The organism is Streptomyces sp. NPDC042002 (genome assembly GCF_055588305.1).
In genome coordinates this window covers 20808-34163 of sequence record NZ_JBVJCT010000020.1, presented here as the reverse complement: position 1 = coordinate 34163, position 13356 = coordinate 20808, and the positions used below count along the sequence as shown (strand labels likewise).

The following is a 13356-nucleotide window of genomic DNA, read 5'->3' as shown; positions in this document are numbered from 1 at the left end:
TCCTCCCCCTCTTAAGATAGGGGGATTCCAACCCAGTTGGGTTGAGGTTCACGGATACTCGAACGGCTGGTGACCGCTGTCGTCCCTCCGGCACCGGCTGATCGCCGGGGGCGGGGAATCCCACCCTGTCCTGCCGCGACGTTGATGGCTGCGTTGGTGTCCGCGTTGCAGGTGAAGCCGCAGAAGGAGCAGACGAACTCGGCTTGGCTCTTGCGCGAGTTCTTGTCGATCCAACCGCAGACACTGCAACGCAGACTGGTGTAGGGGGCGGGGACGTCTTCGACCCGGCCCGGAGCTTTGTGTTCGGTGCGTTGGCGGAGCAGGCCCCAGCCCTGGGCGAGGATCGCCCGGTTCAGTCCGGCCTTCTGTCTGACCTGCCTGCCGGGCTGCTCGGTGGTTCCGCTGGCCGAGCGGGTCATGTTCTTGATGTTCAGCTTCTCGAACCGCACCAGACGGTAGGTGCGGGCCAGCATCGTCGAGGTCTTCTCGCACCAGTCCTTGCGCCGGTCGGCCTCACGCGCTGTGAGCCTGGCCACCTCGGCGTACGCGGCGGTCTTGTGTCCGCTTTCCTTCGGGGCGCGTGCGGCACGTCGCTGGTGTTTACGGACCTGCGCGCGTTCCTTCACGGTCAGCTGCGGGCAGTTCAGCTTTTGCCCGTCCGACAGTGCGGCCGTGATGTTCACGCCCCGGTCGACACCGATGACCTCTCCCGCACCGGGCGCGGCAACCGGTACGGGAACGATCGCGAAGGCGATGTGCCAGCGGCCGTTGCGCAAGGTGACACGGAACGTCTTCGCCTGGGGCAGCTCGGGCCGGGTGAGGCGGAAGCGGACCCAGCCACAGCCGGGCACCTTGACCCGCGCCCACCGCCGGTTCAGCCGGTGCACCACCACCGAGCGGCCCATGACCTGCCTGCCGGTCTTCGCGTTGAGCCTCGGCGAGCCATCCTCGGTCACCTCCGGGACGCGGTCGGTGCCGATGACACGGAAGCCCTCGTGCCGGTACTTCTTACGCCACGTCGGCTCACCGAACCCGGACGTGAAGCGGGCGTTCTTCGCCGTGGCGAAGTCCTTCAGGGCCTGCTGCTGAACGTCCACGTTCCCACTGCCGAGCCACTCGCTCTCGCGCCGCGCCTCGGTGAGCTGCCGGCACTGCTCAGCGAAACCCGGCGCTGACCTGCGGCCCGGATACCAGTGCGCATGCTGCTCGACCGCCAGGTTCCACACGTACCGGGCATGCGCGCAGTGCAGCAACATCTGCTGCTCCTGCGCACTCGTGGGGTACATGCGGAACTTCGCCATGCCGTCACGGTAATAGCGCAATAACAGCGGAATGTTCAAATTCACGCTTCGCATTCCCAAGGAACGCCATGCCCGGCTCACCGCCCGGGCGGCCGCCGACCGGGCAGCCCTCAACGCCGAGATCCTGCACCTGCCCGAGATCGCCCTCGACGCCGTCAAGGCGACGACGAATCGCCCTGACGGCGATTCCTCTGCCCCTGCCCTGCTCCGCAGTAGCTCGCATTCACCCCCGGCCTGAAGGCCGGGACACCCTGCAAGGAAACGAGGTGGTGAGGGACCCTTGCGGACCGGGCGGTCACGCTCCGGACGTGGCCGGGCCGCGTTCCGTGGCGGAGTCCGCCAGGGATTCGGCGAGGATGCGCCAGATCTCCGCGGCCAGGTCGATGTTGGCACTGGCCTGGGCCTGCTCGGCCAGGTCCCGCAGTCCTTGGACGCCGCTGCGGTCACCGGAGCGGATGCGCAGCTGGTTGCGGAGGATGTCCAGGTGCACCCGGTCCCGGTAGCTCATCATCAGCTCCATCTCGGCGAGTTCGCCGAGCAGGACACGGGCCTCGTCGTAGCGGGCGCAGGAGAAGGCGACGTCCGCCTTGAGCGCGAGCATGTCCTGGCGCAGGCCCGGGGTGCCGACGAACGCGAGTGCGGGCTCGGCGTCCGTGAGGCACCGCTCGGCGGCCCGGGGGTCGGGTGGCTGCTTCTGCAGGTACAGCCGGCTGGCCGTGAACCGCAGGCGCAGCCACAGCACGAGGTCGTCCCGGCTGCTGAACTTCTCCAGCGCCTCCTCCAGGTAGCCCTGCGCGGCGGTGTGGTCGCCCTGTCTGAGGCGTACCGCCGCGGCGGTCCACATGGCCTCCGCCCACAGTGTGTCGGAGCGGCCCGCGACGAGCTCCACCAGTTCGTCGGCGTGGGCCCGCGCATCTGGCATCCGGCCCGCCTCGGCCTCCACCGAGACCAGTGCCAGCAGCACCGCGGCGCGGTCCTCCGCGTCGAGGTCGTCCTCACGGGCGAGGTGGTGGGCCGCCATCGCGGCGTCGAGGGCGGCGGCGATCTCGCCGAGCGTGCGCAGGCAGCGGGCGAAGCGGGTCAGGCCGCGGACCCGCAGGGCGACCAGCCCGACCGATTCGCCGAGCTGTACCAGTTCGTCCAGATACTCCCGCTCGCCGTCGTGGTCGCCCTGGACCCGCCGCTGCCCGGCGAGTTGCCACAGCGCCTGCCAGCGCAGCACCGGCGTCTCGTGTCCCTCGGCCGCCAGAGCTTCGCGCAGCGTTTCCATCGCCCCGTCGGAACCGGTGGAGGAGACCAGCGACAGCGCGTGGGCCAGCGAGCCGCCGGCGGGTTCCTCGAAGTCGGCCGCGTCCAGGCCGAGCCGTCCGGCGAGATAGGCGACGGCCCGGTCGGTGGGCTGGCGTGCGCCGGACTCCAGACGGGAGAGGTAGCCCGTGGACATGCCGTCACCGGCCAGGGCGGTCTGGGACAGCCCGCCGGCCTGTCGCAGTTTGCGAAGACGACGGCCGAACGCGGGCTGACGCAGCATAGGACCATTCCCTGGGACGGGCGGGTGGGGGTGGCCCGTGGGGCAGGACCGGGCGCACCGTCGCCCCGGTGCCACCGGGGGTCGCAACGAGCGTAGGGGTCGGGGCAAGGGGCAGGCAATGTTTTGCCAGATGGCGTGCCTCGGAGTTCGTGCGAATCTCATGGATTCGTCCGGTGTTCCTCGAGTGGTTCTCCAGCGGTTGCAGGCAATATCTCAAGCGCCGGGAGGCGGTACCTGCGCACCGGCCCGTCCTCGCTCACGGGAGCTGTCCTCGTTCGCGTCCACGGGAGTCCCCATGAAACACGCGGTTCCTGCCCGCCGCGCCGCCCGCAAGGGCCCCGCCGGCCGACCGGCACCGATGCACGGCACGTCGTGCGACGACGACATCGACTGGCCCTAGAAACGGTCTTTCCCGCGATCGTGCGGGTAGGGCGGGTGAACGAGACGGAGGGGATGTTTCAGGGTTGGGCGGCTGACGCGCTCGCCCGCTGCAGAGCACTCGCCAGGCGCCGGGGCCCGTCCGGATCGTGTTCGTCGCCGCCGATCACGACCAGGGGCGGGCGCACCCCGGGTCCGGTGACCTGCCGGGCCAGTTCGCAGGCGAGGGCGCCGGCGCCGGAGTACCCGCCGAGGACCAGCCGGCCGGTGGAGCGGGCGAGCCGGGCGAGCACGTCGGCCTGGGCGGCCTGCCGGCCGGTGGTGACCGGGAGCGCGGTCAGGGCCTCTGGTCCTCGGTAGTGCCGTAGCAGTTCCCGGTGCCCGGTACGCGGCGCGCCCGGGGCGTCGATCAGGCACACGGTGGCCGCCGCGGGCGCCGACGCGCCGCGCAGCGGCACGAGGGGCGCCGCGTCCCAGGTGACGGGACCGTCCGGTACCCGGGGTGTGGCCGTGTCCGGCATCAAGGCCAGTGCGTCTGCGACCGTGGTGGTCGCGGTGGCCGTGGCGGGCAGCAGGCGCAGCAGGCGTACGGTGTGCGCCAGCAGCGTGCGGGCGGCGCCGTCGTTGACGAGGTCACGGTCGTACACGCAGGTCAGGACGAGACCGCGGCGGGCGTCGTGGCCGGCGCGCAGGCGCAGGGCGTACCCGGCGGGCGCCCCGGCGGCCTCCTGTTCCTCGAGGCGTATGCCGTGCGCGGCGAGTTCGTCGCCGCAGGCGGCTTCGAGTCGCGGGCCGCAGCCGAAGGCGAGCAGGCCGCCGGCCCGTGCCCCGGAGCCGCCCGCGGCGGCCGGTCCGCCGGCCGTGATGCGTTCGTGGGCGGACAGGTCGATCACCAGGTCGCGCAGTGCGCGCAGCAGGCCGGGCAGTTCCAGTGCCGGGTGGACGCAGACGGTGACGGGCAGCGCGTTCTCGAACGGGCCGGGGACGCCCTCGATGCCCTCCAGGAGCAGCCCGCGGCCGGGAAGGTCCAGGCCGAAGCCCACGGTCGCGGGAGCGGGCGCGGTGCCGCGGGCGCGGTAGAGGAGCAGCGCCCACACCGCTTGGAGCACGCTGCTCTCCGTGACGCCCCAGCGCTCCGCCCAGTGGGCCAGGTGCGTGCTGCGGGCCGGGGACAGGGTGGCACGGAGCACACCGGTGCCGCCGCTGCCTGCGGACCGGGCCGGTCCTGACGGGGGCGCGGCGGTCCGGTGGGCGGGCCCGCGCCAGAAGTCGTGGGCCGGGCCGGGGTCCTGGGAGCCGAGCCGGCGGGCGCAGTCGCCGAGGTCGGGACGGCGTTCCCCGCCGGGCAGTGCCCCGTCGGCGAGGTAGGCGCGGCAGCACTCGCGCATCAGCAGCCGCGCGCTCCAGCTGTCCAGCAGGGCACGGTGATAGGTGACGAGTACGTCGGTGAAGGGCGCCGCCGTGTCTTCGGGGCCGCTGTCCAGCAGTGCCAGGCGCACCGCTGCCGGGTGTCGCAGGTCGAAGGCGCGGGCACGCTCACGGGCCGCCAGTGCCGCGCGCCGGATCACCGTGCCGTGAGGGTGACGGACGATGTGTGTGAAGCCGCGGTCGAAGACGACGGCACGCGGCCGCGGGTCCCATACGAAGGCGGTGCGCAGTACGCTCTCCCGCTCGCGCACGGCGTGCCAGGCCGCCTCGAAGCGTTCGGTGTCCAGGGGGCCGTACCAGCGCCAGAGGACTTGCTCGACCTGGTGGCCGGGCCAGGCCAGAGCGTCGGCGAGGCGCTGCTGCTGCAGGGGGGTGACCGGCTCGGTGCGCGGCAGCGTCCGGCAGAGCGGGCCCGCCGGTCCGGCGGCCGGCCCGGCACCGGGGCAGGGCTCGCGGGCTGCGGTGAGGAGGTCGGCGAGGAGACCGGCGACGGCGGGCGCCGACGCTCCGCCGCCGGGGAGTTCGACGGTGTGCAGGCCGGGTCCGTGCCGCACCAGCCGGGCTTGCGGGTGCCGGGCACCCGGACGGATCTCCGCGACGCGGTGCAGGGCGCGGTGGAAGGAGGCGGTCTCCAGCGTCCCGTGCAGTTCCATGGTGCCGTGGTCACCCTGTTCGGGGTCGATCACCGCGCACACACCGGCGGACCGGTCGCTGTTCATCGCCTCCCCCTTCCGGACACCCCCGTACGGAACGAGCAATTGCTCCCTCGGCTCGGGAAGTCGGCGTGCGGGCCTGGGCGGGCCGGCGCGCGCTGAGGGAGCCAGGGCCCAGCCCCGTCACGTTAGCTCCGCCGCGTCCTGGCCGTCCGTTTCCTCCAGTGGCCCCCGAACGGTCCTCGATTCAGGCGGTGCGCCGGGGGCGAAGACGGCCGGGCACGTCGAAGCCGGTCAGGCGGAACGCCCGGATGTCCTCGATCAGCTGGATCCCGGCCCGGCGATCCCGGCCATGGCCCGGCCGTTGCTTCCGGCGCCCGGGCATCGGCCGGTGCCGGCCCGAAGCCGTCTGCTTGGCAGGGCGGCCGGCGGAGGTCTGAAGCCGCGTCAGCTCGCTGCCTTCTTCGGAACGAGCAGGTCATGACACTGCTCGACTCGGCCCGTGGCGTCGAAGTGGAGCTCGGCGACCAGTGACCAGGCCGCCCCTTCGGCGCGGGCGGTCGCCCGCAGGACGACGGCGTCGTTGTCGGCGATGACGCTCTCGATGGCCAGCCCCAGACCGTCGGGCAGAGTCCGTTCGTCCGCTCCGGCGGCGCCTGCCCAGTGGCGGGTGAGGTGATTGACCTCGCCCCGGTTGCCCGCCGCGACCAGCGCGAGGACGAGTTCCCTGTTGCGTTCGCACAGGCTGCGCGCGGTGAGAAGTTCGTGGAGCGCCCCGCTGAGGGGCTCGGTCAGCGTCAGCTCCATGACGAGAAGCCCTTCCTCGTGGTCCGTCATCCCGTACGGTCGTACGGCCGACCCGGAAATCATGGCCGTCCGTGCTGGAACGGGAACGGAGGATGAGTAAACCCGGTGAGGCGCGAGGAAATGGCCTGCTGTCGTCCCCGGAAATTCATTGCGATGATCCCGCAGCCGATCCCCCTTCTCCTCTTTTTCGAAAATCACCTCGCTCGGATTCGTCGGCGACTCGCCGCATGTGATGTGGCCTCCCCGGCAATGATTCCGCCCCGCGTTGCGCCACGGTTCCACCGCCGCAGCGGTCGCCCGCGCCGGCGCCCTGCTGGACGACACGGCCACGCCTGAACGCATCGCGCAGCTGACCGGCATCGCGCCTGTCGCCGTTCGGCAGGATGTGGCCGGCCTGTATGCCGCGGGTCTGCTGGGCGGCACCGGTGTCCCGCGCCCCGCCGTGCGGGCCGTGATCCTCGGCGCCCTGTCCACTGCCCCGCCCGTCCCCGGCGGGTCGGGCGCCGCCCCTGCGCCGGCCGGCATCGGTCGGCCCCGGTAGCGGCAGGCGGTACGCCGACGAGGAGGACGACGGCATCGCGGGGACAGCGCCGAACGGCCGGAGCCGACGGCAGGTTCGGCCGTTCGGCGACGGATCGGTGGCGGTGCGGTGGGGCGTGGAGGCCGCGCCGGCCGTGGGCCGGACGGCGCCGTCCCTCACGCCGCGAACAGGTCGAACGTCGATCCGTGGCGGGGCCCTGCCAGCATGTCCAGCTGCGGGTCCACGGCCAGCATGGCCTGGTGCATGCGCTGCAGCTGCGGGGAGGGTTCCACGCCCAGCTCGTCGATGAGCCGGATGCGCAGCCTGCGGTAGACCTCCAGCGCCGTGGCCTGCCGGCCCGAGCGGTACATCGCCACCATGGCCTGGGAGTGCAGGCCCTCGTGGTGCGGATGGCGGGCGGTCAGCTCGGTCAGTTCGGCGATCAGCTGTGAGTGGCGGCCGAGCCGCAGGTCGGCGTCGATGCGCCGCTCGACGGTGACCAGCCTGCTCTCCTGCAGCCGCATCACCTCGATCTCGAGGACGGGACCGAGTTTCACGTCGACCAGCGGTGCGCCGGTCCACAGGTCGAGTGCCGCGCGGAACCGCGCCGCGGACACCTCGTCGTCCCCTTCCGTGAACGCGGACTGACCCTGGCGGATCAGTTCCTCGTAGGCGTGCACATCGACACAGCTCTTGTCGATCTGCAGCAGGTACCCGCCGTGCCGCGTGGCGAGAACGTCCTTCGCGCCGCCCGGCGCGCCCGGGCCCATGGCCGTGCCGAGCCTCCTGCGCAGTTGGAGTATGTATGTCTGAAGGGTCGTCAGTGCGCTCGCCGGAGGCTCGGTTGCCCAGAGTTCCTCCATGAGCGTGGGAACAGGCATGACCCGTCCCGGATGGAGCGCCAGCAGCGACAGGATCTGTCGCGGTTTGCTGGCCGTCGGAACGATCGATCCCCCGTTGACCTCGGCACTCAACGGACCCAGAACCTGAATCTCCATGGTGGCCTCCCCACCTCGTCGAGTTCCTTGTCCAGTTCCTTTTGGTGGCCGGAAATCTCCGCCGCCAGGCACGCTAGCCGTGTCCGTGCCCCGCGAGCGTTTCCTGTAGCGGTCCTCCAGCGGTGCTCCACGTGGGGTGTTGCGCTGAGCGCGCGGCGCTCGAGAACATGCCCATACCGGAAATCAACGCTGGATTCCGGTCCGGTTTCCGAGGCGGCGGCCGTTCTCCGGCCGCATGCACCCTTTTTCTTTTTCCGCTCGCCGGCGCGGACAGGGCGCGGCCGGTTCGCACCGTGTTTTCGTGCGGACCGGTCCCCTCGCGCGCGTCGGCAGGCCGGATCAGACCTGTGCGGCGATCACCCCGGAAACATGGCCGTGCGGTGCGCCCACGGGCTCCGGCAGGGCGATGGTGTGCGGGGCGGCCCGGTCCCAGGGGAATCCTTGGAGCAGTTCCAGGTGGGGGGCGGGGTTGTCGTCCGCGGGTACGGCCACCGCGGCCAGCACCTCGGGCACCGGTTCCAGTTCCAGGAATCGCCAGCGTCCGGTCAGGTCGTCTGCGGGGGGCTGGAAGGCGAGGACTCCCCGGTCGTCGTCCAGGGTGAAGGCGAATTCGTCGAAGGGCAGGCCGAGTCCGAGTCCGCGGGCCTTGGAGTAGGCCTCCTTCAGCGTCCAGAGCCTGAGCACCCGGCGGTCCCGCCGCCGTCCTTTGGGCACTTCGGCCGCCCAGCGCTGTTCCTGGGGGGTGAAGGTGGTCAGGATGGTCTCCAGCGCGCCCGTCTCCCGGCCGAGGCTCTCGACGTCGACGCCGACGCGCTGACTGCGGACGATGCCGAGCAGGCTGTAGCCACCTGAGTGGGAGAGGTTGAAGTCGAGGTGGCCGCCGCCTCTGGGCAGGCCGCCGGGAAGGGGCTGCAGGAAGGGCCGCCCGCGTGAGGAGCGCCAGATGACCAGTTCGGCCTCGGCGAGTCCGGCCTCGAGCGCCAGCGCGCGGCGCACCAGGGTGTGGGCGACGAGGTACTGCCGGCGATCGCGTTCGAAGAGGAACCGGGCCGCGGTCTCGTTCTCGCGCTCGTCGAGCCAGTGCGAGGCCAGGATGGCGGCGATGGCGGGCGGAAGGGCGTCGTTGGGGCAGAGCCACAGTTTCACCGGGGGCACCGTCTCGTGGTGCGGGGCGGGTCCGGTGCCCGGCGGCTGCGGTGCGGTGATGGTCATGTCGTTCCAGTCCGTCTCGGTTCGCCGTCCCGCTGCGGACGGAGCGACGTCGCGGTGCGGGGACGCCGGGGCGAAAACGGGCGGAGAGCTGCCGGTGCCCCGCAGGTGGTGGCTGCCGTTCAGGCCGGACGGTTCGCCAGGAGTGCGGCGGCCTCGCCGACGCCGATCCGGTCGCCGCGCACCGCGTCGAGGAGCGCGACCACCTCCTCCGGGGACAGCGTGGGCCGCTGTGCCGTGGTGGCAGGCGGTTGCTGCGGGGCGGGCGCCGCGGCCGGTGCGTCGCTGCGGGTGTCCGGTGCCGTGGAGGCCGGTGTGTCCCGGGTGCGGGAGGCGATGTAGGCGGCCATCGCGGCGAGGCTGGGATGCTCGTGGACGGTGACCGGACGTTCGCTCAGGCCGTAGGCGCGGTTGACGCCGGCGGCGAAGTCCGCCGCCAGAATGGAGTCGATGCCCAGCTCCGCGAAGGCGGCGCCGCCCTCGATCTCCCACGGGTCGCAGTGCAGGATCCGGGCCAGCTGGTGGCGCAGCACCTCCAGCACCGCCGCTGCGGCACCGGGGTCCTGAACCGCGGGGGCGTCGTCCGCGCCATGGCGCAGAGCCGCCAGATGGCGGGCGAGGAGGGCGGGTGTGGCGTACGCGTAGAGGTCCGCCCCGGCGATCCGGACGCCGAAGTGCTGGGCGAGGGCCGAGACGAACTCGACGGTGAGCAGGGAGTCCAGGCCGAGGACGGAAAAGGGCTGTTCGGGGTCGACCCGGTCGGGGTCGGCGTGCACGACACCGGCCAGCACGGCCGTGAGTTCGGCGAGGATGTCTCCGCGGCCGTCGGGAGATGCTGTCGGCTCGCTGGTCATCAGGTCGTCCCTTTCGTGGATACCCCGGCTTTCGGCCGGGGCGGGGGTGCCTCCCGCTTGCGGGGGAGAGACGAAGCTCCTGCGGAGCAGGGCGGGAATGTCCGCATCGCCGTCGGAGCGATCAGGGGTACGCCGGTTACCGGCCGACGGCCTGGGGTCCGGCGTCCGGGTGGCGCACGGCGCGGGTCGGCGCCGACGGGGTCTCGGGTTCGGCCATCAGGATCGAGTGCTGGAGCCGGCGCAGCCGCGGGGAGGGTTCCAGGCCCAGGTCGCGGCCGAGGGTGGTGCGCAGGTGCAGGTAGGCGTTGAGCGCCTCGCCTCGCCGCCCCGAGCGGTGCAGGGCGATCATGAACTGGGCGTGCAGGTTCTCGTGGGTGCGGTAGCGGCTCGTCAGGACCGTGAGTTCGGCGAGGACCTCGCGGTGCCGGCCGAGCCGCAGGTCCGCCTCGATGCGCTGGTCGAGTGCGCACAGCCGGCTCTCGTCGAGGCGTCTGGCCTCCATGGCGAGCTGGACCCCGGTCTGCACGTCCGCGAAGGCGGATCCCGACCACAGGTCCAGGGCGGCGCCGAGGGTGCGGGAGGCGGCCGCGAAGTCACCGGCGTCCATGGCTCGATAGCCCAGTCCCGCCAGGCGGTCGAACTCACGGACGTCGCTGGTACCGCCGCCGGCGGCGAGCAGGTACCCGCCCGGCAGGGTGATCAGGACGTCCTTGGCGGTGCGGTGTTCCGGCCCTGCACCGGCCTGCTGTCCGGCGCCGCGGGCCAGCGCCGCCCCGATGAGTTCGCGCAGTTGCAGCACATAGGTCTGCAGGGTGGTGCGTGCGCTGCGCGGTGGCCGGCCCGACCACAGTTCCTCCACGAGCGAGGCGACCGGCACCACACGGTCCGCGTGCACCGCGAGCAGCGCCAGAACCTGGCGGGGTTTCGGCGCCGTCGGAGCGACGGACACCCCGTTCTCCCTCACGTCCAGTGCACCCAGTACGTCGATGTCCACGCCGTCTCCTCAGTCCATGTGTGCTCCTGGCACTTCACGAGTTAAAAACAGCACGAACGGTATGTCAATACGAAACCGCACGTCCTGTTTTTCTTGCCCTCGAGCAGAAGTGTGGCAGATCTCGAAAACGACCGCCCACCTGCCAACTTTCGCATTCTGCCGCCACCTTGACACCCCTCCCGCCCGCACGGAGGCGTGTGCGCATCTCGCATACAGGGAGGAATCTCCCGCCAGAGAACAGGCCGATGACCTCCGTCAAGGCCTCTCAAACAGACCACAAGGTCTTGTTCTTTCGCCTGCTGGGAAGACCGGGGGCGGTGTTCGTCACCTACCGCCGGCTGCGCGCTTCCTCGTGGTCCCCTGGCCGCTGCCACCAGCGCGGAACGGCCGCACGCCGCGGCTGTACGCTCCCGGCCGCCCCCCGGCCGCACCGGGCCAGCAGCACGAGGACGAGTGCGGCCAGTTCCTCGCCGGTCGCCGTGCCGCGCTCGACACGCAGAACCGGTTCCGCGCGGTCCGTGCCGCCCATGGCGCCTCCTCCGTCCCGGTCACCGTCGGCCATGGCGCTCAAGGGGTGCTCTCGGCCCGCTGGAGGCGATGCGGCCCAGCAGAGGCGCGGGAGCGGAGCCACCGGTCAGACGCTGCGCGCCCGCACCGCCCGCAGGGCACGGGACAACGCCTTCGCGCTCTCGGCGGCGCCACCGACCCCGGTCATGACCACGGCCGGGGCGGCACCCGTCCGCGCCGCCGTACGACGGGCGATCTCATGGGCGGTCCGGCCGGCCGGACCGGCCCCGCACAGAATCAACCGCCGCCCGCCATGGAGCAGTTCGCTCCGGGAGCCGGACAGCACCTGACGGCCCGTCGTACCGAGCAGCACCACGCGTTCCGGTCCGTCGTACCCGCGCGCGAACGTCTCGTAGGCACCGGGCGTGACACCGGGAACGGAGACCAGGCACACGACGTCCGCCCCGGGCTCCCCGGCCCGAAGGACCGTGAGCGCCGACCCGGTGCCGACGGGTTCGGGCGGTGCCATCAGGGGCACGTCGAAGGTGCCCAGCAGGCTCAGCGCGTCGCCGACGGTGAACCCCTCGTCCGGGTGTCCGGGCAGACTGCGCAGCAGGTGCAGGACTTGCGCGAGCATGCCGGAAACGGCGGTGCCGGTGAACCTGGCCCTGTCGTAGAGAGCGCTCAGCGCGAGGGCTCCGTCGGCGTCGCAGTGCGCGACGAGGGTGACCGGCGGACTCGTGTCACCTCCGGCGCTGTGCGGCGCGCCCGCCCCTATGCCCTGCGCCGTCAGCTCGGCCCGCAGGTTCTGCGGCAGTTCGGGGTGGCGGTCGAAGCGGACGGTGGTCTCGGTGAGGCCGGATCCGGTGGGGTGCCCGCTCCATTCCCGGATCCGGCTGCCGCAGACCCAGGCGTAGGGGGTGAGGTCGAGCGCGGTGTCCCGCACCCGCAGCAGCAGTTCCGTCAGCGGCGCGGCGGGGTCCACGGTGACCGTCATCGGCAGCGGGCCGCCCAGCAGTCCGGGCATGTCGGCCGCGGCCCGCAGCGCCATGTCCCGCCCGGACAGATGCACGCCGAAGGCCACCGGCAGCGGCCCCTCGGCCCCGGCCGCCCGGTACAGCAACAGGGCCCACACCACGTGCAGGACGCCGCTCTCCCCCGCGCCGCGGACCGCGGCCCACGAGCGCAGCCGGGCGGTGTGGGGCGGTTCGAGCCTGAACCTGATCCTGTCCGGCCCCCCGGTGTTGCGCGGCGGCCCGCCGAAACGGCCCACACGGACGGCGGCGCCGACGGGCGGTGCGGCGGCCGCCCAGTACTCCCGGGCCCCGGCCGGGTCCTGGCGGCCGAGCCACTGGGCGTAGTCCCGGATGTCGGGCCGCCGGTCCCCGCCGGGCAGCACGCCCCCGGCGAGGTAGGAACGGTAGAACTGCCGGGCCAGCAGACGTGCCCCGCGCTCATCGAGCAGGGCCCGGTGATACGTCATCAGCACCCGGGTGGGCGGCCGCTGGGCGCCGCCCGTGTCCCGCTTCCCCTCGAGCAGGCAGACACGCAGCAGACCCGGCCGGTACGGCTCGAAGCCGCGGGCCCGCTCCTGGCGGAGCAGTCCGCTCCAGCCGATGTCGGCGTGCCCATGGCGTACGACCTCCACGGCCGCGTGGTCGTGGAGCACCAGGCGGGCGGCGCCGGCCCAGTCGAAGGACGCGCGCAGCACCGCCTCGCGCTCGGCGACGGACTGCCAGGCGGCGGCGAACCGGCCGGGATCCAGCGGCCCCGACCAGTCCCAGAAGATCTGCTCCACATACCGGCCGGGGCCTGCCGGGCTGCTCAGCGCCGCCGTGAGCAGCGCCCGCTGATGTCCGCTCACGGCGACCGTGTCCGCCGCGGGCGGCGCCAGCAGGTCGGCCAGCAGGTCGTCGGTGAGCGGCCCGTCCGCCCGGGCCGGGGCACGGGACACGAGCCGCAGGAGATGCCTGCCAAACCGCTCGGTGTCCGGTACCGCGGCCAGTTCGACGTCGTACGCGCGATGGCGCTCGGCGACGCGGGCGGCGACCGCCTCGGCATGCGTGCGGGTGAGTCCGCACAGCTCGAAGACGAGCGGCGACCAGGCCTGGGTGCCGGGCGGTTCGTGCACCACGGCGGGGACGACGCCGTCGGGCGAGTAATGACTCCTCATCCG

General features: G+C 72.4%; 12 protein-coding genes. 2 read left to right on the top strand and 10 right to left on the bottom strand.

Annotated features, from left to right (window positions below; translation table 11 throughout):
• Positions 1 to 11 precede the first annotated feature (11 nt).
• Entirely contained in the window at positions 12 to 1346 is a 1335-nt protein-coding gene (locus tag ACZ6KY_RS26485; RefSeq protein WP_469312781.1) for an RNA-guided endonuclease InsQ/TnpB family protein, read from the bottom strand.
• Between ACZ6KY_RS26485 and ACZ6KY_RS26480 the strand changes: the two genes are divergently transcribed.
• Positions 1333 to 1539, top strand: a complete 207-nt coding sequence (locus tag ACZ6KY_RS26480) for a toxin-antitoxin system HicB family antitoxin (RefSeq protein ID WP_469312780.1) — start codon at positions 1333 to 1335, stop codon at positions 1537 to 1539. The genes ACZ6KY_RS26485 and ACZ6KY_RS26480 overlap by 14 nt on opposite strands.
• Before the next feature lie 57 nt (positions 1540 to 1596).
• Here the strand turns inward: ACZ6KY_RS26480 and ACZ6KY_RS26475 are convergent, their stop codons facing one another.
• The 3 genes from ACZ6KY_RS26475 to ACZ6KY_RS26465 all read right to left on the bottom strand — a co-directional run bounded on the left by ACZ6KY_RS26475 (position 1597) and on the right by ACZ6KY_RS26465 (position 6128).
• Positions 1597 to 2832 carry a helix-turn-helix domain-containing protein gene (locus ACZ6KY_RS26475; RefSeq protein WP_469312779.1) on the bottom strand — a complete coding sequence of 412 codons (1236 nt, stop codon included), beginning with the start codon at positions 2830 to 2832 and terminating at the stop codon, positions 1597 to 1599.
• A 458-nt stretch (positions 2833 to 3290) separates the two neighbouring features.
• Positions 3291 to 5357, bottom strand: coding sequence for a condensation domain-containing protein (locus ACZ6KY_RS26470; RefSeq protein WP_469312778.1), 2067 nt, complete (start codon positions 5355 to 5357; stop codon positions 3291 to 3293).
• Between the two features lie 381 nt (positions 5358 to 5738).
• Positions 5739 to 6128, bottom strand: coding sequence for a hypothetical protein (locus ACZ6KY_RS26465; protein ID WP_469312777.1), 390 nt, complete (start codon positions 6126 to 6128; stop codon positions 5739 to 5741).
• 235 nt (positions 6129 to 6363) lie between these two features.
• Between ACZ6KY_RS26465 and ACZ6KY_RS26460 the strand changes: the two genes are divergently transcribed.
• Complete coding sequence (locus tag ACZ6KY_RS26460; RefSeq protein WP_469312776.1) at positions 6364 to 6639, top strand: hypothetical protein; 276 nt, start codon at positions 6364 to 6366, stop codon at positions 6637 to 6639.
• Positions 6640 to 6794: 155 nt separating this feature from the next.
• Here the strand turns inward: ACZ6KY_RS26460 and ACZ6KY_RS26455 are convergent, their stop codons facing one another.
• The 6 genes from ACZ6KY_RS26455 to ACZ6KY_RS26430 all read right to left on the bottom strand — a co-directional run bounded on the left by ACZ6KY_RS26455 (position 6795) and on the right by ACZ6KY_RS26430 (position 13353).
• A complete protein-coding gene (locus tag ACZ6KY_RS26455; RefSeq protein WP_469312775.1) occupies positions 6795 to 7616 on the bottom strand; it encodes an AfsR/SARP family transcriptional regulator in 822 nt (273 codons plus the stop codon).
• A 339-nt stretch (positions 7617 to 7955) separates the two neighbouring features.
• Complete coding sequence (locus ACZ6KY_RS26450; RefSeq protein WP_469312774.1) at positions 7956 to 8828, bottom strand: 4'-phosphopantetheinyl transferase family protein; 873 nt, start codon at positions 8826 to 8828, stop codon at positions 7956 to 7958.
• A gap of 119 nt (positions 8829 to 8947) precedes the next feature.
• Positions 8948 to 9679: a phosphopantetheine-binding protein gene (locus ACZ6KY_RS26445; RefSeq protein ID WP_469312773.1), complete on the bottom strand. Its 732-nt coding sequence runs from the start codon at positions 9677 to 9679 to the stop codon at positions 8948 to 8950.
• A 136-nt stretch (positions 9680 to 9815) separates the two neighbouring features.
• Positions 9816 to 10673, bottom strand: a complete 858-nt coding sequence (locus tag ACZ6KY_RS26440; protein ID WP_469312772.1) for an AfsR/SARP family transcriptional regulator — start codon at positions 10671 to 10673, stop codon at positions 9816 to 9818.
• Positions 10674 to 11001: 328 nt separating this feature from the next.
• The gene (locus ACZ6KY_RS26435) at positions 11002 to 11202 is read right to left on the bottom strand and encodes an acyl-CoA carboxylase epsilon subunit (RefSeq protein ID WP_469312771.1); all 201 of its coding nucleotides are present in this window, start codon (positions 11200 to 11202) and stop codon (positions 11002 to 11004) included.
• Between the two features lie 105 nt (positions 11203 to 11307).
• Complete coding sequence (locus tag ACZ6KY_RS26430; protein ID WP_469312770.1) at positions 11308 to 13353, bottom strand: condensation domain-containing protein; 2046 nt, start codon at positions 13351 to 13353, stop codon at positions 11308 to 11310.
• Positions 13354 to 13356 lie beyond the last annotated feature (3 nt).

Bases quoted from the DNA above. Each gene is read 5' to 3' on its own strand.
- ACZ6KY_RS26430 (WP_469312770.1), bottom strand. From the start codon at position 13,353: ATGAGGAGTCATTACTCGCCCGACGGCGTCGTCCCCGCCGTGGTGCAC.
- ACZ6KY_RS26435 (WP_469312771.1), bottom strand. From the start codon at position 11,202: ATGGGCGGCACGGACCGCGCGGAACCGGTTCTGCGTGTCGAGCGCGGC.
- ACZ6KY_RS26445 (WP_469312773.1), bottom strand. From the start codon at position 9,679: ATGACCAGCGAGCCGACAGCATCTCCCGACGGCCGCGGAGACATCCTC.
- ACZ6KY_RS26465 (WP_469312777.1), bottom strand. From the start codon at position 6,128: ATGACGGACCACGAGGAAGGGCTTCTCGTCATGGAGCTGACGCTGACC.
- ACZ6KY_RS26480 (WP_469312780.1), top strand. From the start codon at position 1,333: ATGTTCAAATTCACGCTTCGCATTCCCAAGGAACGCCATGCCCGGCTC.
- ACZ6KY_RS26470 (WP_469312778.1), bottom strand. From the start codon at position 5,357: ATGAACAGCGACCGGTCCGCCGGTGTGTGCGCGGTGATCGACCCCGAA.
- ACZ6KY_RS26450 (WP_469312774.1), bottom strand. From the start codon at position 8,828: ATGACCATCACCGCACCGCAGCCGCCGGGCACCGGACCCGCCCCGCAC.
- ACZ6KY_RS26475 (WP_469312779.1), bottom strand. From the start codon at position 2,832: ATGCTGCGTCAGCCCGCGTTCGGCCGTCGTCTTCGCAAACTGCGACAG.
- ACZ6KY_RS26455 (WP_469312775.1), bottom strand. From the start codon at position 7,616: ATGGAGATTCAGGTTCTGGGTCCGTTGAGTGCCGAGGTCAACGGGGGA.